The 20,512-nt window shown below is 71.2% G+C and carries 17 protein-coding genes; 9 read left to right on the top strand and 8 right to left on the bottom strand.

Annotated features, from left to right (window positions below):
* The first annotated feature begins 3 nt into the window (after positions 1-3).
* Positions 4-471, top strand: a complete 468-nt coding sequence (locus Q0937_RS13835) for a cytidine deaminase (protein ID WP_299304664.1) — start codon at positions 4-6, stop codon at positions 469-471.
* A gap of 76 nt (positions 472-547) precedes the next feature.
* On the top strand, positions 548-1,861 hold the full coding sequence (locus tag Q0937_RS13830) for a thymidine phosphorylase (RefSeq protein ID WP_299304662.1): 1,314 nt from the start codon (positions 548-550) through the stop codon (positions 1,859-1,861).
* 176 nt (positions 1,862-2,037) lie between these two features.
* Here Q0937_RS13830 and Q0937_RS13825 read toward each other — a convergent pair whose 3' ends face one another.
* Complete coding sequence (locus Q0937_RS13825) at positions 2,038-3,117, bottom strand: NUDIX domain-containing protein (RefSeq protein WP_299304660.1); 1,080 nt, start codon at positions 3,115-3,117, stop codon at positions 2,038-2,040.
* 199 nt (positions 3,118-3,316) lie between these two features.
* On the opposite strand from Q0937_RS13825, the gene deoC reads away from it, so the two are divergent.
* Positions 3,317-3,982 (top strand): deoxyribose-phosphate aldolase, encoded by a 666-nt coding sequence (gene deoC / locus Q0937_RS13820; protein ID WP_299304659.1) that lies wholly within the window; start codon positions 3,317-3,319, stop codon positions 3,980-3,982.
* A gap of 3 nt (positions 3,983-3,985) precedes the next feature.
* Positions 3,986-5,143 carry a DUF2330 domain-containing protein gene (locus Q0937_RS13815; RefSeq protein WP_299304657.1) on the top strand — a complete coding sequence of 386 codons (1,158 nt, stop codon included), beginning with the start codon at positions 3,986-3,988 and terminating at the stop codon, positions 5,141-5,143.
* A 63-nt stretch (positions 5,144-5,206) separates the two neighbouring features.
* Here the strand turns inward: Q0937_RS13815 and Q0937_RS13810 are convergent, their stop codons facing one another.
* Complete coding sequence (locus Q0937_RS13810; protein ID WP_299304655.1) at positions 5,207-6,922, bottom strand: phospho-sugar mutase; 1,716 nt, start codon at positions 6,920-6,922, stop codon at positions 5,207-5,209.
* Positions 6,919-7,797, bottom strand: a complete 879-nt coding sequence (locus tag Q0937_RS13805) for a purine-nucleoside phosphorylase (protein WP_299304653.1) — start codon at positions 7,795-7,797, stop codon at positions 6,919-6,921. The genes Q0937_RS13810 and Q0937_RS13805 overlap by 4 nt, the downstream gene beginning before the upstream one ends.
* A 152-nt stretch (positions 7,798-7,949) precedes the next feature.
* Between Q0937_RS13805 and Q0937_RS13800 the strand changes: the two genes are divergently transcribed.
* Positions 7,950-9,416 (top strand): NAD(P)H-quinone dehydrogenase, encoded by a 1,467-nt coding sequence (locus tag Q0937_RS13800; protein WP_299304652.1) that lies wholly within the window; start codon positions 7,950-7,952, stop codon positions 9,414-9,416.
* 217 nt (positions 9,417-9,633) lie between these two features.
* On the opposite strand, the gene Q0937_RS13795 is transcribed toward Q0937_RS13800, so the two are convergent.
* The 5 genes from Q0937_RS13795 to Q0937_RS13775 are packed head-to-tail and all read right to left on the bottom strand — an operon-like array spanning position 9,634 to position 15,835.
* Entirely contained in the window at positions 9,634-11,415 is a 1,782-nt protein-coding gene (locus tag Q0937_RS13795) for a biotin carboxylase N-terminal domain-containing protein (protein WP_299304650.1), read from the bottom strand.
* A gap of 53 nt (positions 11,416-11,468) precedes the next feature.
* The gene (locus Q0937_RS13790) at positions 11,469-12,257 is read right to left on the bottom strand and encodes a nucleoside triphosphate pyrophosphatase (protein ID WP_299304649.1); all 789 of its coding nucleotides are present in this window, start codon (positions 12,255-12,257) and stop codon (positions 11,469-11,471) included.
* Positions 12,254-13,933 carry a DUF885 domain-containing protein gene (locus Q0937_RS13785; RefSeq protein WP_299304647.1) on the bottom strand — a complete coding sequence of 560 codons (1,680 nt, stop codon included), beginning with the start codon at positions 13,931-13,933 and terminating at the stop codon, positions 12,254-12,256. The genes Q0937_RS13790 and Q0937_RS13785 overlap by 4 nt, the downstream gene beginning before the upstream one ends.
* Before the next feature lie 31 nt (positions 13,934-13,964).
* Positions 13,965-14,249: an acyl-CoA carboxylase epsilon subunit gene (locus tag Q0937_RS13780; protein ID WP_299304644.1), complete on the bottom strand. Its 285-nt coding sequence runs from the start codon at positions 14,247-14,249 to the stop codon at positions 13,965-13,967.
* A complete protein-coding gene (locus Q0937_RS13775; protein ID WP_299304642.1) occupies positions 14,246-15,835 on the bottom strand; it encodes an acyl-CoA carboxylase subunit beta in 1,590 nt (529 codons plus the stop codon). Before Q0937_RS13775 ends, Q0937_RS13780 begins: the two co-directional genes overlap by 4 nt.
* A 179-nt stretch (positions 15,836-16,014) precedes the next feature.
* Here Q0937_RS13775 and Q0937_RS13770 point away from each other — a divergent pair, with 179 nt between their 5' ends.
* The 4 genes from Q0937_RS13770 to Q0937_RS13755 all read left to right on the top strand — a co-directional run bounded on the left by Q0937_RS13770 (position 16,015) and on the right by Q0937_RS13755 (position 20,489).
* A complete protein-coding gene (locus Q0937_RS13770; RefSeq protein WP_299304640.1) occupies positions 16,015-16,932 on the top strand; it encodes a biotin--[acetyl-CoA-carboxylase] ligase in 918 nt (305 codons plus the stop codon).
* Positions 16,933-16,977: 45 nt separating this feature from the next.
* Entirely contained in the window at positions 16,978-18,198 is a 1,221-nt protein-coding gene (locus Q0937_RS13765; RefSeq protein ID WP_299304638.1) for an adenylate/guanylate cyclase domain-containing protein, read from the top strand.
* A 128-nt stretch (positions 18,199-18,326) separates the two neighbouring features.
* Entirely contained in the window at positions 18,327-19,022 is a 696-nt protein-coding gene (locus Q0937_RS13760) for a response regulator transcription factor (RefSeq protein ID WP_299304636.1), read from the top strand.
* A 3-nt stretch (positions 19,023-19,025) separates the two neighbouring features.
* Positions 19,026-20,489: an ATP-binding protein gene (locus Q0937_RS13755; protein ID WP_299304634.1), complete on the top strand. Its 1,464-nt coding sequence runs from the start codon at positions 19,026-19,028 to the stop codon at positions 20,487-20,489.
* The last annotated feature ends 23 nt before the right edge of the window (positions 20,490-20,512 follow it).

Genomic DNA, 20,512 nt, shown 5'->3' with positions numbered 1-20,512 from the left:
AGCATGAGCAGCAGCGAGCCCGCCGAGCGCGGGATCCCCGGTGACGACAACGCCACTCCCCACGACACCGAGTTCGACGACCTGCTCGCCGTGGCTCGGGAGATCGCCGAGCGCGCCTACACCCCGTACTCCCACTTCCGAGTGGGGGCGGCCGGCCTCACCGAGGACGGCCGCCTGGTGCGTGGCTGCAACGTCGAGAACGCCGGCTACGGCGTCACCCTGTGCGCGGAGTGCGGGATGATCAGCGAGCTGATCGCCGGAGGCGGGGGACGGCTGCGCCGTTTCGTCTGCGTCGGCGGCGACGAGCAGCTCCGCCGCGAGGAGCGCGGCGTGGTCATGCCCTGCGGCCGGTGCCGGCAGCTGCTCTCGGAGCACGCGGCACCCGACCTCGTGATCCTCACGCCTGAGGGAACGCGCGGGATGGACGCCGTGCTGCCTCAGGCTTTCGGGCCCGCTGATCTCCAGCCCTGATCCGACCCAGGACGCCCGGCCCCGACCACAGCGCGGCGGGACAGAGGGCGCACCGACCCAACCCGAGGAGCACCGCATGAACGACGCCCCAGCATCTCTCGCCGTCGAACCCTTCGACGTCGTCGACGTGATCCACACCAAGCGCGACGGCGGTCGCCTCGAGGACGGCCAGATCGACTGGGTGGTCGACGCGTACACCCGCGGAGTGGTCGCCGAGGAGCAGATGGCGGCGCTCGCGATGGCGATCTTCCTGCGCGGCATGGAGCGTGCCGAGATCGCCCGCTGGACGCACGCGATGATCGCCAGCGGCGAGCGGATGGATTTTGCTGCGCTGTCGAAGCCCACCACCGATAAGCACTCCACCGGCGGGGTGGGGGACAAGATCACCCTGCCGCTGGCACCCCTGGTCGCCTCCTACGGGGTCGCGGTGCCGCAGCTGTCCGGGCGCGGGCTCGGCCACACCGGCGGCACCCTCGACAAGCTCGAGGCGATCCCGGGCTGGCGCGCGGACCTCAGCAACGAGCAGATGATGCGCCAGCTCGAGGAGGTGGGCGCCGTGATCTGCGCGGCCGGCTCCGGCCTCGCCCCGGCGGACAAGAAGCTCTACGCCCTGCGTGATGTCACCGGTACCGTCGAGGCGATCCCGCTGATCGCCTCCTCGATCATGTCCAAGAAGATCGCCGAGGGCACGGCGGCGCTCACCCTCGACGTGAAGACCGGCGCCGGTGCCTTCATGAAGGACGAGGCCGACGCCCGCGAGCTCGCCCGCACCATGGTCGAGCTCGGCACCGACGCGGGCGTGCGCACGGTCGCCCTGCTGACGGACATGTCCGCGCCGCTGGGTCGCACCGCCGGCAACGGTCTCGAGGTGCGCGAGTCCCTCGAGGTGCTCGCCGGCGGAGGACCCGCCGATGTGGTCGAGCTGACCTGCGCCCTCGCCCGCGAGATGCTCGAGGCCGCCGGGGTGCGCGATCCCGACGTCGAGGCCGCGCTCGCCGATGGCCGCGCCATGGACTCCTGGCGCGCGATGATCTCCGCCCAGGGCGGCGACGTCGATGCGCCGCTGCCTGTCGCGAAGCACGTCGAGGAGTTTCGCGCCACCGAGGACGGCGTGGTCACCGGGCTCGATGCGATGGGCGTGGGCGTCGCCGCGTGGCGGCTCGGCGCGGGTCGTTCCCGTCCGGGCGAGGCGGTGCAGGCCGCGGCCGGGGTCGAGATCGAGGCGCATATCGGTGATGCGGTGAGGGCAGGGGATGTCCTGGCCCGTCTGCACACCGATACCGCCGAGCGGATGCCGCGCGCGATCGAGTCGATCACCGGATCCTGGACCCTCGCCGCCCCCGGGACGGCTGTCCCGGCGCGGAAGATCGTGAAGGACCGCATCGCCTGAGCGATCGCCGCGATGTCTGACCGGCGCCGGTGCTTCCAGGGAGCATCGGCGCCGACACTCTTCCGGGGCCGGGGCCGGGGCCGGGGCCGCTGTGGCCAGCGTGATCAGCGTGATCAGCGTGATCAGCGTGATCAGCGTGGACGGCCGTGGCTGCTCCCGCTGCCGCTGTCGCGGGCTCAGCCGCGGCGCGCACCATAGAGCATGCGCAGAGCTGGCAGGATGTGCTGGACCATCAGCGGGGCCAGGCGTGCCCCGGTCCCCGGCTTCTCGATGTCCACCCAGCGGTGATCGGCGAGCTCGGCGCGCACCGCGAGCGGCTCCGGGAGGGGCGCACGGGTGGTCCAGACGGTGGAGTGCACCATCGTGTTCGGCTCGTTGGCTGCGGCTGCTTCGAAGTCGCCCAGGAGCGTCAGATCGGTCATTGCGAGCTGCACGCCCAGCTCTTCATCGACCTCCCGCACCGCAGCCTGGAGTGCGGACTCGCCTCCCTCGAGCTTGCCGCCGACCTGCATGTACGAGCCGGTGCCTCGTTTGCGCACCGCGAGCACCTCCAGGCCCTCCGTGCCCTCGCGCAGGAAGCAGACCGAGGTGATCCGCAGGATCTCGGTGCGCGGGTCGCTGGCGTGCAGATGCTGCTCCGCCTCGGCGCTGGCGGTGAGGCGGCGGAGCCAGCGGGTGCCGCGGTGGAGCCCTTCGGGGCGCATTCCCGCAGCTTTCCAGCGCGCGATATCGGTGCGCTGCTCACGGGCCAGCGACCAGCCGCGCCGCAGCAGCGTGTGCGGAGGCTTGCGCCGCTCCCGCAGGTCTCGTGCCAGGCGCAGCATGAACACCACCGGGGTGGGCCGCTGCAGCACCAGCGCATCGGCCAGCAGCCCTGCCGCCGACAGCGGCTCGATGAGCTGTGCGGCGAAGATGCCCTCCGCGATGAGCAGCGGTGCATCCCCGGCATCGAGCCGGCGGGTGTCCAGGCGGCGCGAGGCGGCGATCGAGTAGACGGGCACCTCGGTGCTGCCTTCGTGGGCGAGGGCAGTGAGCGCCTCGAGCGCAGCCCCGCCGTTCCACGACGCCGGATCGTCCCAGTCCACGATGCCGTAGCGGCGCGGCAGACCAGGCTCATCGAGGTCGTGGTAGAACTCGTCCAGCGCGAGCACCGGCAGCCCGGAGCGACGCGAGAGCTCACCCTTCCCGCTGCCCGAGGGGCCGGCGAGCAGGACGATGCGCCGGGGCGGGCGGGGACGAGATCCAGGAGCAGTCACAGCGCGCCAGTCTAGAGGCCGCGTGGAATGCACAGCTCATGGGACGTGCCTCATCGTGACCAGGTTCCACCGCGTCGGATCCCTGTTCGACCTCGCGAAGGATCTCCCCGAGCAAGGATCTCCTCGAGCAGGGCCCATCGTGACCGGATCGTCGCTGTCGCGGATGCGGTGGGCAGGGGTGTTCTGCCAAGATCAGCGCATGACCAACATCGACAGCTCGACCCTCGCCGGTCTCATCGACCACACCCTGCTCAAGCCCGAGGCCACTGCCGCTGACGTCGCCGCGCTGCTGCGCGAGGCGGAGGAGCTGGGCACCTACTCCCTCTGCGTCTCTCCCTCGATGCTCCCGCTCGAGACCACGGTCAAGGTCGCCACCGTGTGCGGATTCCCCTCGGGGCAGCACGCCCCCTCCATCAAGGCCGCCGAGGCCGCCGACTCCGCGGCGAAGGGCGCCGACGAGGTCGACATGGTGATCAACGTCGGACTCGCCCGGGCGGGCGACTTCGCTGCCGTCGAGCAGGAGATCCGCGCCGTGCGCGAGGCTGCTCCGGCACCGGTGGTGCTCAAGGTGATCATCGAGTCCGCCGCCCTCACCGACGAGCAGATCGTCGCGGTCTGCGAGGCCGCCGAGCGCGCCGGCGCCGACTTCGTGAAGACCTCCACCGGCTTCCATCCCGCCGGGGGTGCCACCGAGCACGCCGTGCAGCTCATGCGCAGCACCGTCGGCGATCGGCTGGGCGTCAAGGCCTCTGGCGGGATCCGCACCCGCGAGGCCGCCGAGGCGATGGTCGCCGCCGGCGCCAGCCGGCTGGGGCTGTCCTCCTCGAGGACGATCCTCGAGGGCGGCATCGGCTCGGGGTACTGAGAGATGGGCTCGGCGCTCGCGACCGACCGGACCTTCCGTCGCTGGTTCTGCGGTCTGCTCGCGGGCGCCCTGCTCATGGCGCAGCTGGTCCTCGGGGCTGCGTCGCCGGCCGCGGCGTGCGCCTGCGGCGGCTTTGTCGATCCGGCGGACCGGCCCGACGGCGCCAACGTCATGAAGGAGACCGCGGTGCTCTCCCTGCGCGATGGCGTGGAGACGATCGTGATGGGCCTCGCGCTCGATGCCGAACGCGTCGGCTCGACCTTGCTGATGCCCACCCCGGCGGTGCCGGAGGTCAGCGCCGCCCAGTCCGGGACCCTGCGGGAGATGACGGCTGCGACCGCACCCCGTGAGGTGATCGAGTACGACTTCTGGGGCGAGAGCCCGTTCGGCGCGGGGGCAGGCGGTGGTGCACCTGGCACCGGCGTGACCGAAGGTGCACAGCCCACCGTCCATTCCCAGGAGCGGATCGGCGACTACGAGGTGGCGGTGCTCGGCGGAGAGCCCGACGGGGTGCGCAACTGGCTCACGGACAACGGCTACGCCCTGTCCGAGGACCTCTCGGCCCTGATCGATCCCTACTCTGCGGACGGATGGACCTTCACCGCGGTCCGCTATGCGGCCGACGCCGTGCTCAGCGGGGACGTCGAGCCGCTGAGGTTCGACTTCGAGACCGACGAGCTGATCTACCCGATGCGCTTCTCCCAGGCGGCCGAGACCGCCCAGACGGTGCACCTCTTCGTGCTCGGCGAGACGGCCGTGCACCGCACCGACCCGTCCGCGGCGCAGCAGGAGGTGAACCGGCCCTGGATCGGCTCACCCACGAGCAATGACTGGACCTGGTCCGATGCGACTCTGCGGGAACTGGCGGGGGAGGACCTCGGCGACGCGGCGCAGAGCCAAGAGCGCCCGGCGGCATACCGCATGGTGACCGAGTTCGAGGTGCGCGGGGCACCGGACTCCTTCACCACCGACTTCACCTTCGTCCCCGATCCCGAGGCGGAGGACGTGATCCCCACCTACACCACCACGAAGGTCGTCGCCGTGATGGGCATCCCCGTCGGCTGGCTGCTGGTGCTCGCGGGGGTGATCACCGCCGGCTCGCTGCTGATCGCGGTGCTCGCCACCGTCGTCGCCGGCTCGCGTCGCAGAGCCCGGGCCTGAATGCGGAGCCCGCGCCTGAGTGCGGAGTCCCGGCGCGAGTTCCGAGCCCGCGCCGGCGCCGACTCAGGCGGCCCCGAGCACCAGGCGCAGCTCGTCCTTCAACAGCTCCAGCCGCTCCTCGGCCCGGCGTCGGATCCGTCCGATCTCCGCGCCGGAGGCGCCGGCGGGCAACGTCGTGACCAGCTCGAGATAGCACTTGAGCTTCGGTTCGGTCCCGGAGGGCCGCACCACCACTCGGGTGTCATCCTCGCTGAGCAGCAGCACGCCCTCCGTCGGCGGGAGCCCGGTGGTCTCCGAGGACCCTTCGGAGAGGTCCTGAGTCGTCAGCACCGGTGAATCCAGCAGCGCCGTGGGCGGAGCCGCCCGCAGGCGCTCCATCATCACGCCGATCAGCGACAGGTCCTCGACCCGGATCGACAGCTGCGCGGTCGAGTACAGGCCGTGCCCCGCGGCGAGCTGGTCGAGCCGCCCGACCAGCGTGGTGCCCTCCGCCTTCGCGAGCGCCGCGATCTCCGCGACCATCAGCGCCGCCGAGAGCCCGTCCTTGTCCCGCACCACCTCCGGCAGCACGCAGTACCCGATCGCCTCCTCATAGCCGAAGGCGATCCCCGGCGCGCGGGTGATCCACTTGAACCCGGTCAGCGTGGTCGCGGCCTCCAGGCCCGCGTCCTCAGCGACCCGGTTCAGCCACCGGCTGGAGACGATCGAGCGGGCCAGCACTCCGCGGTAGCCGTGCCGACGCACCAGGTGGTCTCCCAGCAGCACACCCAGCTCATCGCCGGTGAGCATCCGCCAGTTGGCCAGGTGGGGATCGAGCACCGCGGCGGCGCAGCGGTCGGCGTCGGGGTCATTGGCGATCACCACATCGGCCTCGAGAGTGCGGGCCAGCTCGAGCGCGAGATCGATCGCGCCGGGCTCCTCGGGGTTCGGGAAGGCGACGGTGGGGAAGTCGGGGTCGGGATCGGCCTGCTTCGCGACCGGATGCACGTCCGTGAACCCGGTGCGATGCAGGGCCGCCAGTGCGATCTCAGTGCCCACCCCATGCATCGCCGTGTGCACGATCCGCACCTCGCGGGGCCCGTCTTCCGCGGGCAGCGCGCAGATCGCTGCGAGATAGTCCTCGCGCAGCTGCTCGCCCAGCAGCTCCCAGCCGGAGTCGGCGACCGGGATCCCCTGCACAGGGCCGACCGCGGCGATGCGGGCGGCGATCTGCGCATCCGAGGGCGGCACGATCTGCACACCACGACCGTCGGGGTCGGCGGCGCGCCCACCGAGATAGACCTTGTAGCCGTTGTCCGCCGGGGGATTGTGGGAGGCGGTGACCACGATGCCGGCGTCGGCCTCCAGCTGCCGCACCCCGAAGGCGACCAGCGGGGTGGGGCCGAAGCGCTCCAGCAGCTGCACCCGGCAGCCGGCGGCGACCATGATCGCGGCGGAGCGCCGGGCGAAGGCCTCGGAGTTGTGGCGGGCATCGAAGCCGATGACCACCAGCGGCTCCGTCAGCTCGAGATCCTCGAGCAGGTGGTCGGCGAGCCCGCGCGCAGCCCGGGAGACCACGGCGAGATTCATCCGGTTCGGACCCGGTGCCATCCGTCCCCGCAGCCCGGCGGTGCCGAACTGCAGATCGGCGGAGAAGGCGTCGGCGAGCTCGACCTGCGCAACCTCGCTTCCGGCCTCCGCCTGCTCCAGCAGGCTCGCGAGCGCCGCACGCGTCGCGGGATCGGGATCATCCTGGAGCCACTCCTGGATGCGCAGGCCCGAGCCGCCCTCGAAGCTCATGCCACGCCGCCGGACCCGCTCGCGCCGGACCCGCTCGCGGCCCCGGAATCGCCCGCCACGCCGGTGATCCGGCGCACGGTCTCGGCCAGCAGCCGCGAGATGCGCGGGCCCGCGTCGCGGCCCGCCTCGAGCACCTCCTGGTGGCTCAGGGCTTCACCGCTGATCCCGGCGGCGAGATTGGTGACCAGAGAGATCCCCAGCAGATCCATCCCCGCCTCACGCACGGCGATCGCCTCGAGCGCGGTCGACATCCCGACCAGGTTCGCGCCCACGGCCTTGGCCATCTGCACCTCCGCCGGGGTCTCGTAGCTGGGGCCGGAGAACTGCATGTACACGCCCTCGGCGAGGCTCTCATCGACCTCGCGGGCGATTTTCCGCAGGGCAGGGGTGTACAGATCGGTGAGGTCCACGAAGTTGGCGCCCACCAGGGGAGTGGCCCCGGTGAAGTTGATCTGGTCACGGATCAGCACCGGGGTGCCAGGGATCCAGGACGGATCGATGCCGCCGCAGCCGTTGGTCAGCACCATGGTGCGGGCCCCGGTCGCGGCCGCGGTGCGGACCCCATGGACCACGGCATCCACCCCCGCGCCCTCGTAGAAATGTGTGCGCGCTCCGAGCACCAGCGCGCGGGCGCCGGTGCCCTCCACGCGGACCGAGCGCAGGGTGCCGATGTGGCCGGCGACCGCGGGCGGCCGGAATCCGGGGATGGTGGTGGCGTCGCCCTGCCAGACGGTCTCGCCGAGCAGATCGGCGGCCTCGGCCCAGCCGGAACCGAGCACCAGGGCGAGATCGTGGGCGGGGACCCCGCTGGCCTCGGCGATGGCGGCGGCGGCGTCGCGGGCGAGCTGATACGGATCGGATGCGGAAGCAGTCATGGACCGAAGGTAGCGCAGAGAAGCCCCTTGCGGGGCACCGCAGCCGGTCCCGGGGGCGAGACGCGGTTGCGCTCTGCCGTGATCCGGTGGTGAGATGCTCAGTTGCCCCCGAACCAGCCCCTGACCGGCCGGGGCTTTGCCACAATGGCGGGGTGAGTGATCCCAGCACAGCCCTGCCTTCCGACCCCCGACGTCTCCCGCACACCGGTGGGCGGCCCCGGGTGGTGATCATCGGCGGCGGCCCCGGCGGCTATGAGGCCGCCCTCACCGCCGCCCGGCACGGCGCCGAGACACTCCTGGTCGAGGAGCGCGGCATCGGTGGTGCCGCTGTCCTCACCGACGTGGTGCCGTCCAAGACGCTCATCGCCACCGCCGAGGTCCTGGACCAGGTCGCCGGCTCCCAGCAGCTGGGCATCCGCGATGCCGACACCGGCGCCGCCCCGACCGCCCACACCTTGAACGTCGACCTCGCGGCTGTCAACCAGCGAGTGCGCGAGCTCGCCGCGGCGCAGTCCGTCGACATCCGCACGAGCCTGCAGGAAGCCGGGGTGCAGATCCTCGAGGGGCGCGGCCGCTTGGACGGACCGGACCGGATCGAGGTGCTGGACCCCACCGGGATGCGGATCGCTCAGCACGAGGCCGAGGTGATCCTGCTGGCCGTCGGTGCCCGCCCGCGAGAGCTGGACAGTGCCCCGTGCGATGGGCAGCGGATTCTGAACTGGACCCAGCTGTATGCGCTGGACTGCCTGCCCGAGCACCTGATCGTGGTCGGCTCGGGGGTCACCGGCGCTGAGTTCGCCAGCGCCTACCGGGCGCTCGGCAGCGAGGTCACCCTGGTCTCCTCCCGCGAGAAGGTGCTGCCCGGCAGCGATGCGGACGCCGCGGACGTGCTCGAGGATGCCTTCGCACGGCGCGGCGTCACCGTGCGCCCCCGCTCGCGCGCCGCCACCGCCCGGCGCAGCGAGGAGGGCGTGGTGGTGACCCTCACGTCCTGCGAGGAGATCGCCGGCAGCCATGTGCTGATGGCCCTCGGCGGGATCCCGTGGACCGAGGACCTCGGGCTGTGGACCGCCGGCGTGCGGGTGAAGGACTCAGGCCACATCGAGACCGACCGCGTCTCACGCACCTCGGTGCGCGGGATCTACGCCGCCGGGGACTGCACCGGGGTGTACCCGCTCGCCTCCGTCGCCGCCATGCAGGGCCGGATCGCGATGCACCACGCCCTGGGCGACGCGGTCTCCCCCCTGATCTCCACGCAGGTCTCCTCCGCGATCTTCACCAGCCCCGAGATCGCGGTGGTCGGCGTCAGCGAGCAGGACGTCCTCGACGGCGTGGTCGGCGGCGACGTGATGGTGCTGGGCCTGGACACCAACCCCCGCGCGAAGATGCAGGGCATCACCGAGGGGTTCGTGAAGCTGATCGTGCGTCCCGGCTCCCACACCGTGATCGGTGCGGTCGTCGTCGCGCCCCGCGCGAGCGAGCTCATCCTGCCGTACACCCTCGCCGTCGCCCACCGGCTCACCGCCGAACAGGTGGCCGGCACCTTCACCGTCTATCCCTCGCTCACCGGCTCGCTGGCCGAGGTGGCCAGGCAACGGGTGCTCGACTCGGAGAGCTGAGCGGCACGGCCGGAGATGCTGTGCACCTCGACGTCGGGCCAGAGGGGTCGAGCCAGAGAGGTGCGAGATAGACGTTCAGACTGGTATGGGTTCCGCAGAATGGTCTGAACGTCGAAGTCGGCGCTGTCAGATGACGTCAGCGCTGCCAGATGACGTCAGCGCTGCCAGATGACGTCGGCCTGAGCAGCCGCGCCGAGGCGGCGTCGAGAGTCGGGGTTCAGTCCTCGATCTGGCAGAGCACGGCACCGGCCGAGACGGTCGCGCCGATCTCCGCGCTCAGGCCCTTGACGACACCGGAGCGGTGCGCGGTGATGGGCTGCTCCATCTTCATCGCCTCGAGCACCACGAGCAGGTCGCCGTCGGAGACGGACTGCCCTTCCTCGGCGACGACCTTCACGATCGTGCCCTGCATCGGAGCGGAGACGCTGTTCCCGCCGGCGGCGGTGCCGTCGCCGGAAGCACGGTGCTGACGCTTGCGACGCTGGCGCACCGCCGCCTGCGGCGCGCGCAACGAGGCGGGCAGGCTGATCTCGACCCGGCGGCCGTCGACCTCGACCACCACGGCCTCGCGATCCTCCGCCTCCTCGGGCTGAGTGGGCAGCGGTGCGGCCGGCAGGTCGTTGTCGAAAGCGGACTCGATCCAGGTGGTGTGCACGGAGAAGGCCTGCTCGGGATCCTCCGGTGCGAACGCCGGGTCCTCGACCACCTTGCGGTGGAAGGGGAGCACCGTCGGGATCCCCTCGATCGTGAACTCCGCGAGCGCCCTGCGGGAGCGCTCGAGCGCCTCCTGGCGGGTGGCGCCGGTGACGATGAGCTTGGCCAGCATCGAGTCGAAGGCCCCGGAGACCTCGTCCCCGGTGCGGACCCCGGTCTCGACCCGGACACCCGGGCCGGAGGGGGCATCGAAGCGCTGGATCCGGCCAGGGGCGGGCATGAAGCCGCGGCCCGGGTCCTCGCCGTTGATCCGGAACTCGAAAGAATGTCCCCGCACGACCGGGTCCTGGTCGCTGATGCGCTCGCCCGCGGCGATGCGCAGCTGCTCGCGCACCAGATCCACCCCTGCGACCTCCTCGGTCACCGGGTGCTCGACCTGGAGCCGGGTGTTGACCTCGAGGAAGGAGATGGTGCCGTCCTTGCCGACCAGGAACTCACAGGTGCCGGCGCCGACATAGCCCGCCTCCCGCATGATCGCCTTCGACGAGGAGATCAGCTGCGCGTTCTGCTGCGGGGTGAGGAACGGTGCAGGGGCTTCCTCGACCAGCTTCTGGTGGCGGCGCTGCAGCGAGCAGTCACGGGTGGAGACCACCTGGACGTTGCCGTGGATGTCCGCCAGGCACTGGGTCTCGACGTGGCGGGGGGAGTCGAGGAAGCGCTCGACGAAGCACTCGCCGCGGCCGAAGGCGGCGACGGCCTCACGCACCGCGGAGTCGAACAGCTCCCGCACCTCGGACTCCTCGCGAGCCACCTTCAGGCCGCGACCGCCGCCGCCGAAGGCGGCCTTGATCGCGATCGGCAGGCCGTGCTCGCGGGCGAAGTCGACGACCTCGTCGGAGTTCTGCACCGGGTCCTTGGTGCCGGCGACCAGGGGAGCGCCGGCCTTCTGCGCGATGTGCCGGGCGGAGACCTTGTCGCCGAGCTTCTCGATGGCGGAGGGGGGCGGGCCGATCCAGGTCAGTCCGGCGTCGATGACCGCCTGGGCGAAATCGGCGCGCTCGGAGAGGAAGCCGTAGCCGGGATGCACTGCGTCGGCGCCGGAGCGCTTGGCGATGTCCAGGATCTTGTCGACGACCAGGTAGGAGCTGGCGGCGGTGCTGCCGCCCAGCGCATAGGCCTCGTCGGCGATCTGTGTGTGCAGGGCGTCGCGGTCGGGGTCGGCGTAGACGGCGACGGAGCGGAGCCCGGCGTCCCGGCAGGCCCGTGCGACCCGCACCGCGATCTCTCCACGGTTGGCGATGAGCACCGTGGACAGGGGGCGGGGCTTGGAGGAGCGTGCGGGCATTGGCGGGGTTCCTTCCGGGAGTCAGCAGTGGCCGAGTCTAGTACCGCGGGCGTTCAGGCGGTGTCGGGGCCCGCAGGGCTGCTGGTGGGTATCTCGCCCCACAGCTGGTGGATGCCCAGACCGATCTCGGCGAGCATCGTGCGCAGCAGCGGCAGGGAGAGGCCGACGACGGCATGCGGGTCGCCGTCGACGCTCTCGATGAAGGGACCTCCCATGCTGTCGATGGTGAAACCGCCCGCCACACCGAGCGGTTCGCCGGTGGCGACATAGGCGTCGATCTCCTCGTCGCTGAGTGCGGCGAAGCTGATCTGGCAGCTCGCCGTCGCGCCGAAGGTCGCCCCGGTGCCGCCGTCCTCCTCGTCGCGGTCGTCCACCAACCAGTGCCCGGAGTGGAGCACCGCGGTGCGCCCGCGCATGGCCTGCCAGCGCTCCCGGGCGCGCTCGGCGGTCAGCGGCTTGCCGATCACCTCGCCGTCCAGCTCGAGCATCGAGTCGCAGCCGAGCACCACATAGCCGCCCTCGCTGCGGGCGGTCGCCGTGAGGGCCTTCTCCCGAGCCAGCAGCAGCACCTCCTCCTCTGCGGTGAGCAGGTCCTCGGGATCCCCGGATTCGGAGGCTCGTTCGCGGGCGGCGGCGAGGATCGCGTCCTCGTCGAGATCGACCGGCATCGCGGAATGCTCGATGCGGGCCGCACGGAGGGTGGCGCGACGTCCCGGCGAGGCGGAGGCGAGAAGCAGCAGCGGGTCATGGTCGGGATCAGTCACGAGATCGATCAAGGGATCGATCACGGCATCGGCATCGGCATCGGCAACGGCATCGGTCGTGTCGCGGGGGTGGGTCATCGCAGGGCCTCCTCGAGGACGGACAGGGGCAGGCTGCCCAGCTGCAGGGCGCGTCGGTGGAAGTCTCGGGCCGGCTCGGTGGACGCCGCTCGCAGCTGCTCCCAGACCCGCTGGCCCACCTTGTAGGAGGGCGCCTGGCCGGGCCATCCCAGGTAGCGGTTCAGCTCGAAGCGCTGCTCCGCCTCGGTCACGCCCCAATGGGCGCTCATGAAGTCCCAGGCGCTCTCGTAGCTCCAGGCACCACCCGCAGAGCCGGCGAGGCCTTCCGGCATCGGCAGGCCGCAGTGCAGGCCGATGTCCAGCACCACCCGGCCCGCGCGCAGGCGCTGCGCATCGAGCATCCCGAGCCGGTCGCCGTCGTCGGAGAGATGACCGAGCTGATCCATCAGCCGTTCGGCGTAGAGGGCCCAGCCCTCCCCGTGGCCGGAGACCCAGCACATCAGGGCGCGCCAGCGGTTCAGCGTGCTCGCCTGCAGGGTCTGGATGCCCACCTGGAGGTGATGGCCGGGCACTCCCTCGTGGTAGACGGTGGTGGTCTCCAGCCAGGTGTGGAACTCGGTGGTCCCGGTCGGGACGTCCCACCACATCCTGCCGGGACGGGTGAGGTCCTCGCTGGGGCCGGTGTAGTAGATGCCGCCGGAGCCGGTGCGGGCGATCCTGCACTCGAGCCTGCGCAGCGGTTCGGGGATGTCGAAGTGGGTTCCGGCGAGGTCCTCGATCGCACGGTCGCTGAGGTCCTGCATCCAGCGACGCAGCTCCTCGGTGCCGTGCAGGATCCGGGCCGGATCGGCGTTCAGCGCGTCCTTGGCCGCGGCCACTGAGCCGCCACCGCCGTTGCCGGCGCGGGCGTTGATGCGCTCGGCGACCTCCTCCTGCTCGGCGACCACGGAGCGCAGCTCCTCGATGCCCCAGGCGTAGGTCTCGTCGATGTCGATGTCGGTCCCCAGGAAGGTGCGGGAGGCCAGGGCGTAGGCGTCGCGCCCGACGGCGTCGTGCTCCGGGGCGCGGGGGGCGAGCGCCTCCAGCTGCTCGGCGAGGTCGAGATAGCCGCGCGCGGCGGCGCCCGCCGCCTCCGTGACCTGTGCGCGCTGGGTGTCGTCCCCCACGGCGTCCCGGGCGAAGCCGGCGAAGAAACCGTCCTCAGCGGCATAGCCGCGAGCCTGCTCCGCGCCGAGCAGGAGCTGGCGGCGGGAGGAGAGCACACCGTGCTCGGCGGCCTCCTGCAGCGACTGGACCCAGGAGCTGAGCGTGCGGGGCATCGCCTGCATGCGCTGGGCGATCACGTGCCAGTCGGCGGCGGTCTCGGTGGGCATCTGATCGAGCACATCGCGGGACTGCAGCGGGGACGCGAGATTGTTGACGGCCGCGATGTCCAACCGCTGCTCGGCGCGCTCGATCTCGAGGCCGAGACGCTCGGTGAGTGCGGCGCGGGTGACAGAGTCCACCGCGTCCTGGTCGGGGAGCTCGGCGACGTGGGACAGCAGGGTCCGGGCGGCGTCGGTGCGTTCGTCGACGGCGGCGGGGGAGTAGTCGGTGACCTCGGTGTCGTACCCGGGGATGCCGAGCGAGGTGGCGAGGAACGGATCCAGGCGGGCGCTCAGCTCGACGTACTCGTCGGCCAGGCGGTCAAGGGCGGAGGCGGTGCGCACAGGGGTGGTGGGAGCAGGCTCGGACATGCGCCGCAGTCTAGTGCGATGCGCTGCCGGTTCAGCGATCCGAGAACTGCCAGGCGGCGGGGGAGGGGAGCCCTCTCAGACCATGGGCACGGGGATGGCAGTGCACGGGATCGGCCCAGGCACCGGCGCCCGCGCTCTGGCCCTCGGCGAGGGTGCGTTCCTCGGCCTCCAGCCGGCTGGTGACGCTCATCGCGGAGATCACCACCGCGATCGCGGCGAGCTCGTCATCGCGAAGGTATCCCTGCACGAGTCGGACGTCGGAGAGGCGCACCGGCGGGCTGTCGGAGGGTTCTGTCGTGGTGTGCGGAGCGGTCACAGCGGGATGTTCCCGTGCTTCTTGGTGGGCAGTGTGTCCCGCTTGGTGCGCAGCGCACGCAGCGCCCGGGCCACCTCCAGCCGGGTGTCGGCCGGAGGGATCACGCCGTCGATCCAACCCCGCTCGGCAGCGGTGTAGGGATTGGCGAACTGCTCGTCGTACTCCGCTTCGAAGCGCTGGCGCTCGGACTCGACATCCCCGCCCTGCTCGGCGACCTGGCGCAGATCGCCCCGGTGGAGGATGTTCACCGCTCCCTGCGAACCCATGACGGCGATCTGGGCGGTGGGCCAGGCGAGGTTGATGTCCGCGCCGAGCTCCTTCGAGCCCATCACGATATAGGCGCCCCCGTAGGCCTTGCGGGTGATCACGGTGATCAGCGGGACGGTCGCCTCGGCGTAGGCGTAGAGCAGCTTCGCGCCGCGGCGGATGATCCCGCCGTACTCCTGATCGGTGCCGGGGAGGAAGCCGGGCACGTCCACGAAGGTGAGCACCGGGATGTTGTTCGCATCGCACAGCCGCACGAAGCGCGCCGCCTTCTCGGAGGCGTCGATGTCCAGGGTGCCCGCGAGGTGCGAGGGCTGGTTGGCGATGATGCCCACGCTGTGACCCTCGACGCGGCCGAAGCCCACCAGGATGTTGCGGGCGAACAGCGGCTGGACCTCGAGGAACTCCTCGTCGTCGAGCACCGCCCGCAGCACCGTGAGCATGTCGTAGGGCTGGTTCGGCGAATCCGGCACCAGAGCATCCAGGGCGGTGTCCGCCGGGGTGCGGTCCTGCTCGAAGCGCACGGGGAAGGAAGGGGCGGGGCTCAGCGTGTTGGCGGGGAGGTAGCTGAGCAGGTCCTTGACGTACTCGATCGCCTCCGCCTCGTCGGGCGCCATGTAATGGGCGACCCCGGAGCGGGAGGAGTGGGTGCGTGCGCCGCCGAGCTCCTCGAAGCCGACGTCCTCACCGGTGACCGTGCGGATCACATCGGGGCCGGTGATGAACATGTGGGAGGTCTTCTCGACCATCACGATGATGTCCGTCAGCGCCGGGGAGTACACCGCGCCGCCGGCGGCCGGGCCCATGATCAGGGAGATCTGCGGGATCACACCCGAGGCGCGGGTGTTGCGCTTGAAGATCCCGGCGAACATCGCGAGCGAGGCGACACCCTCCTGGATGCGGGCACCGCCGCCGTCGAGGATGCCGATGATCGGCACTCCGGTGCTCAGCGCGAGGTCCTGGATCTTCTGGATCTTGCGACCGTGCGCCTCGCCGAGGGAGCCTCCGAAGACGGTGAAGTCCTGTGAGTACACGCACACCTGGCGGCCGTCGATGGTGCCGAAGCCGGTGACGATGCCGTCTCCGTCGGGCCGCTTGGCATCGATGCCGAAGCTGCGGGCCTGATGCCGTACGAAGCGATCGGTCTCGACGAAGGAGCCATCGTCCAGCAGATCGGAGATCCGTTCCCGGGCGGTCTTCTTGCCGCGGGCATGCTGCTTCTGGACCGCGAGCTCATCGGCGGCGGAGACCGCAGCGGCGTTGCGCTCGCGCAGGTCCTCGAGTCGCTGGGCGGTGGTGAGCGGCCGCGGAGCGTCGGTCACGGAGCCTCCTGCTGCGGCCTGCGGGGCCGCGTAGTGATCCGGCGGATGGACATCGGGATACTACGCTACGGAGGTCCGACGGCGGTCGCCCACGCCCCGACGCCACCAGCGCCGCCGCGGCTCGGCGATCGGCGAGGTCCACCCCGGACAGCAGGGCGAGCGGCAGGACGAGGAGCGGCATGACGAGCACGACTGGCGCAGCAGAGTCCGACAGCTCAGGATCGCGCGATGGCGCAGCGGTGCAGCGCCCTGCCGGGGTGGAGCCGGTCATCCTGCGGCGCGGCACGGTCACCTCGACCCAGGACGAGGCGGCGCGCCGGCTGGCAGAGGGTCTGGCACCGCCCTTCGCACTCACCGCCCGCCGGCAGACGGCCGGCCGGGGGCGGCTCGGCCGGGCCTTCGCGAGCCCCGAGGGATCCAGCCTCTCCCTCACGTACGTCCACCGCAGCGGACTGGCGCCGGCCCACCGCGGCTGGTTCCCGCTGGCGGCCGGGCTGGCCGCGGTCACCGCCCTCGGCGAGGTGCTCGGCCTGCGGGCGACGCAGGAGATCGGCCTCAAGTGGCCCAACGACCTGCACACGGCGGACGGGCAGAAGCTCGGAGGGATCCTGGTGGAGGGGCGGGGTGCGCAGGCGGTGCTGGTGGGCATCGGACTGAATCTGCGTGGGCCGGTGCGTCAGCAGGACGGCGCCGTCGTGCCCGGCGCCGCCTGGCTGCGGGGAGAGGGCGGCCAGCGCCCGACGAGCGACGCAGGACAGCCGGATGTCCTGCCGGATGAGGAGCTGCAGGAGCGGCTCGAGAGATCGCTGGTGACGGCACTCGCCCAGGAGCTCGCCCGCCTCGAGTCCACTGGGGGAGACGGCGTCCGCTCCGGAATCCACGACCGCTACACTATGACGTGCCTCACACTGGGGCGTCACGTGCGAGTCGATCCTCTGGGGGATCCCGACACGGGGGGAGAGCGATCGAGCTCCTGGTACGGCCTCGCCCGGACCGTGGACGTCCACGGCAGGCTGGTCGTCGACCGTGAAGGAGTCGGGCAGGTGGCCGTGGATGTCGGAGATGTGAGACATCTGCGGACCAGGCAGTCCTCGTGACCGCATGAAGCACTTGAAGGACATCGAGCAGGAGGAGCACGTCACGTGACCGGAGGCATGGAAGACCTGGAGCGCGCCGCAGGCCAGGAGGGGAGCACCTCTCCTGGCGAGCCGTCCGCGGTGCCGCAGGAGCCCGTCCCGGTGGAGTCCGTCCCCGTGGAGACCGTGAAGCTGCCTGACCTCTCGGAGACGGGTGCCGGGCAGGCCTCGCTGGATGACCGGGAGATCCTCGACCTCAACAAGCGGTTCGCCGCTGTGCGCCGCAGCGTCGGAGCCCTGGAGAAGGTGCTGCTGCAGGGCCCGCGCAAGTACTCGCGCCGAGATCTCGCCGATCAGCAGGACATCCCCGAACGCCTCACCTCCGTGTACTGGCGCTCGCAGGGCTTCACCCCGGTCGACGAGGACACGGTCGTGTTCACCGAGGAGGATGCCTATGCGATCGGTGACCTCTCAGCCATCGTCGAGGAGGGGGTGATCACCGAGCGCGCCTTCGCGAGCATCTCCCGCGGGCTGGGCTTCCATATGGGGCGGCTGGCGATGTGGATCACCGAGGCGCTCGTGGACGAGGCGAAGTACGCCGATGGCCTCGACGACGCCCAGGCCCGTCAGCAGATGCTCGATTCGATCCCGGAGCTGCTGGAGATCTTCGAGTCGCAGGTGATGTTCACCTTCCGTCGGCAGCTCGCCGCCTACGCGGCCCGCGCCGGCAGCGAAGTCCTGCACCGTGACACCGATGAGCTGTTCCCGCTCCACCGAGCCATCGGCTTCGCGGACCTGGTCCAGTTCACCCGCCTCGCCCAGGACCTGCCCGGCGCCGAGCTGGCCGACATGGTCGGCCGCTTCGAATCGGTGAGCCGGGACCTGATCTCCGTGGGCGGCGGCAGGGTGGTCAAGACGGTGGGCGACGAGATCATGTTCCTCGCAGACACGCCCGAGGACGGTGCCCAGATCGCGGTCAGCCTCGCCGAGACGATCACCGCCTCGCCCGACCTCCCGCCGGTGCGGGTGGGGCTGGCCTGGGGATCGATGTTCTCCCGCTACGGGGACGTGTTCGGCCCCACGGTCAACCTCGCGGCCCGGATGGAATCCGTGGCGCGACCGGGATCCGTGCTGGTCGATGCGGAGACCGCCGAGGCGGTGTCCCAGGCGCTGCCCGGCGGATTCTCACTCACCGACGGCGAGGAGGTCGAGCTCCACGGGATCGGCAGCGTGCACGTCCAGGAGATGCGGCGCGACCGCTCGGCGCCGTTGGACATGGGCCTGTGAGCAGCCGTCGGGGAGCGCTGCGAGTGCCCGGGTTCGCCGTGATCGCGGCGGAGCTGTGATGATGGGCAGATGCCTGGCCCCACCCCGGACCGGGCAGTCCCTGCCGGCCTCGTCGTAGGATGGAACCCGTGACACGACTGCTACTCGTCGAGGACGACTCGGCCATCGCCGAACCACTCTCCCGCGCACTGGACCGGGAGGGCTACACCGTGACGCGTGCGTCCCGGGGAATGGACGCGCTCGCGATCGCGGCGGGACCCGAGGCGATCGACCTGGTGATCCTGGATCTCGGTCTGCCCGATCTCGATGGCCTCGAGGTCGCTCGGCGGCTGCGCAAGGGCGGGCTCGAGTCCCCGATCCTGATCCTCACCGCCCGCGCCGATGAGGTCGACGCCGTGGTGGGACTCGACGCCGGCGCCGACGATTATGTCACCAAGCCGTTCCGCCTCGGGGAGCTCCAGGCCCGTATCCGGGCTCTGATGCGTCGCTCCCAGGCGATGGACGAATCCGGGGACAGCTACGACGTCAACGGCGTGATGCTCGACGTCTCCGCCCGCCGCGCCTACGCGGACGGCGAGGAGCTGAGCCTCTCCGCCAAGGAGTACGACCTGCTCACCGTGCTGGTGAGGGAGTCCGGCAGCGTCGTCACCCGCGACGACCTGATGCGCGAGGTGTGGGGCGCCGAATGGTGGGGCTCCACCAAGACCCTGGACATGCACGTCTCCTGGCTCCGTCGCAAGCTCGGCGACGATGCCGCCGATCCCCGCCGGATCACCACGGTGAGGGGAGTGGGCTTCCGCTTCGAGACCGGCTCGGAGAGCTGACCGGTGCGGCAGCGCGTGCTGCAGGCCACCATCATCACCGTGCTGCTGGCCGTGCTCATGCTCGGGATCCCGCTGGGCGTCTCCTGGCTGACACTGGCCAGGCAGAGCCTCACCAATCAGGCGAACAAGATCGTCGACACCGTGCGCATCGACACGGAGGCGCGGCTCCAGGAGGGCGGCGAGATCGATGAGGCGCTGCTCCAGCGCCATGTCGATGCGCAGACCGACCTGAACATCGCGATCTCGGTGATCCACGACGGCGTCACCTACTCCGCGGGCGACCCTCCGGGGCAGGACCCTGAGAGGGTCACCACCAACGGCGCCTCCGGGCAGTCGATCGCCGTCTACATCCCGCAGTCGGACGTGCGCGCCCACACCGCCAGTGCCTGGGTGCTGATCACCGTCGCCGGACTGGCGGCGCTGTCCATCGGCGTCTCCGTCGCGCTCTGGCAGGCGCAACGCATCTCGATGCCGCTGGCCCGGCTCAGCCGACGGGCCGAGGAGATGGGCTCCGGACGCTCCCGGGGCCCCTGGCATGCCTCCGGCATCGCCGAGATCGACGACGTCGCCGAGGAGCTCGCCCGCTCCGGCGCGATGCTCAACGAACGCCTCGAAGCGGAGAGCCGGCTGGCCTCCGACGCCTCCCATCAGCTGCGCACCCCGCTGACCGCGCTGTCGATGCGTCTGGACGAGATCCTCGCGACCAGCTCCGAGGAGTGGGTGCGCGAGGAGGCCCGCATCTCGCTCGAGCAGATCGATCGGCTCACCGAAGTGGTCCACGACCTCATCAACGCCCCGCGCGCCTCCCAGCGCCGCACCCCCGGCGTGGTCGAACTGCGCAACGTGCTGACCCAGCAGAGCGAGGAGTGGTCGCCGGCGTACCGGCGTGCCCACCGCGAGCTGCGCGTGCAGGTTCCTCGCAGCGCTGCGGTCTGGGGCTCGACGGGACCGCTCACCCAGGTGATCGCCACGCTGGTGGAGAACGCGCTCGCCCATGGCGGCGGGCGCACCACGGTCAAGGTGCGCCGCAACGACCACTCGACCGTGGTCGAGGTCTCCGACGAGGGCGGAGGCATCGACCCGGAGCTCGGCGCGCGGATCTTCGAGCGATCCGTCTCCGGGCGGAGCTCGAGCGGCACCGGTGTGGGCCTGGCGCTCGCCCGCACCCTGGTCGAGGACGACGGCGGGCGGCTCGAGCTGCTCACCGAGAATCCCACCACCTTCGGAGTGTTCCTGATCTCCGCGCCCGGTGACGACGGCGGTGAGGACGACTACGAGGAGAAGCGCAGCGGTCGCAGCGCACGAGTAGCTCGGGATGGCCGCGGCGGACGATTCGCGAAGTCCGCCCGCGGGGTCCGCGCCGATATGGCGCCGAGTGCCGCGCAGCGGTCGCGCCCCGGCGCGGATGACCTCGATTCCCTGCCTCAGGGGTCCGTGGTCCGGCGCCGCCCGCGCTCACGCAGCTGACCTCGTACACTGGCCGCCGTGTC

The organism is uncultured Brachybacterium sp. (assembly GCF_947500705.1).
Taxonomy (GTDB): Bacteria; Actinomycetota; Actinomycetes; order Actinomycetales; family Dermabacteraceae; genus Brachybacterium.
This window is presented reverse-complemented; position numbering and strand designations above follow the sequence as displayed.

Excerpts from the sequence above, each read along its gene's own strand:
- Q0937_RS13835 (WP_299304664.1), top strand. The coding sequence starts at position 4 with ATGAGCAGCAGCGAGCCCGCCGAGCGCGGGATCCCCGGTGACGACAAC.
- Q0937_RS13830 (WP_299304662.1), top strand. The coding sequence starts at position 548 with ATGAACGACGCCCCAGCATCTCTCGCCGTCGAACCCTTCGACGTCGTC.
- deoC (WP_299304659.1), top strand. The coding sequence starts at position 3,317 with ATGACCAACATCGACAGCTCGACCCTCGCCGGTCTCATCGACCACACC.
- Q0937_RS13815 (WP_299304657.1), top strand. The coding sequence starts at position 3,986 with ATGGGCTCGGCGCTCGCGACCGACCGGACCTTCCGTCGCTGGTTCTGC.
- Q0937_RS13810 (WP_299304655.1), bottom strand. The coding sequence starts at position 6,922 with ATGAGCTTCGAGGGCGGCTCGGGCCTGCGCATCCAGGAGTGGCTCCAG.
- Q0937_RS13805 (WP_299304653.1), bottom strand. The coding sequence starts at position 7,797 with ATGACTGCTTCCGCATCCGATCCGTATCAGCTCGCCCGCGACGCCGCC.
- Q0937_RS13795 (WP_299304650.1), bottom strand. The coding sequence starts at position 11,415 with ATGCCCGCACGCTCCTCCAAGCCCCGCCCCCTGTCCACGGTGCTCATC.
- Q0937_RS13790 (WP_299304649.1), bottom strand. The coding sequence starts at position 12,257 with ATGACCCACCCCCGCGACACGACCGATGCCGTTGCCGATGCCGATGCC.
- Q0937_RS13785 (WP_299304647.1), bottom strand. The coding sequence starts at position 13,933 with ATGTCCGAGCCTGCTCCCACCACCCCTGTGCGCACCGCCTCCGCCCTT.
- Q0937_RS13770 (WP_299304640.1), top strand. The coding sequence starts at position 16,015 with ATGACGAGCACGACTGGCGCAGCAGAGTCCGACAGCTCAGGATCGCGC.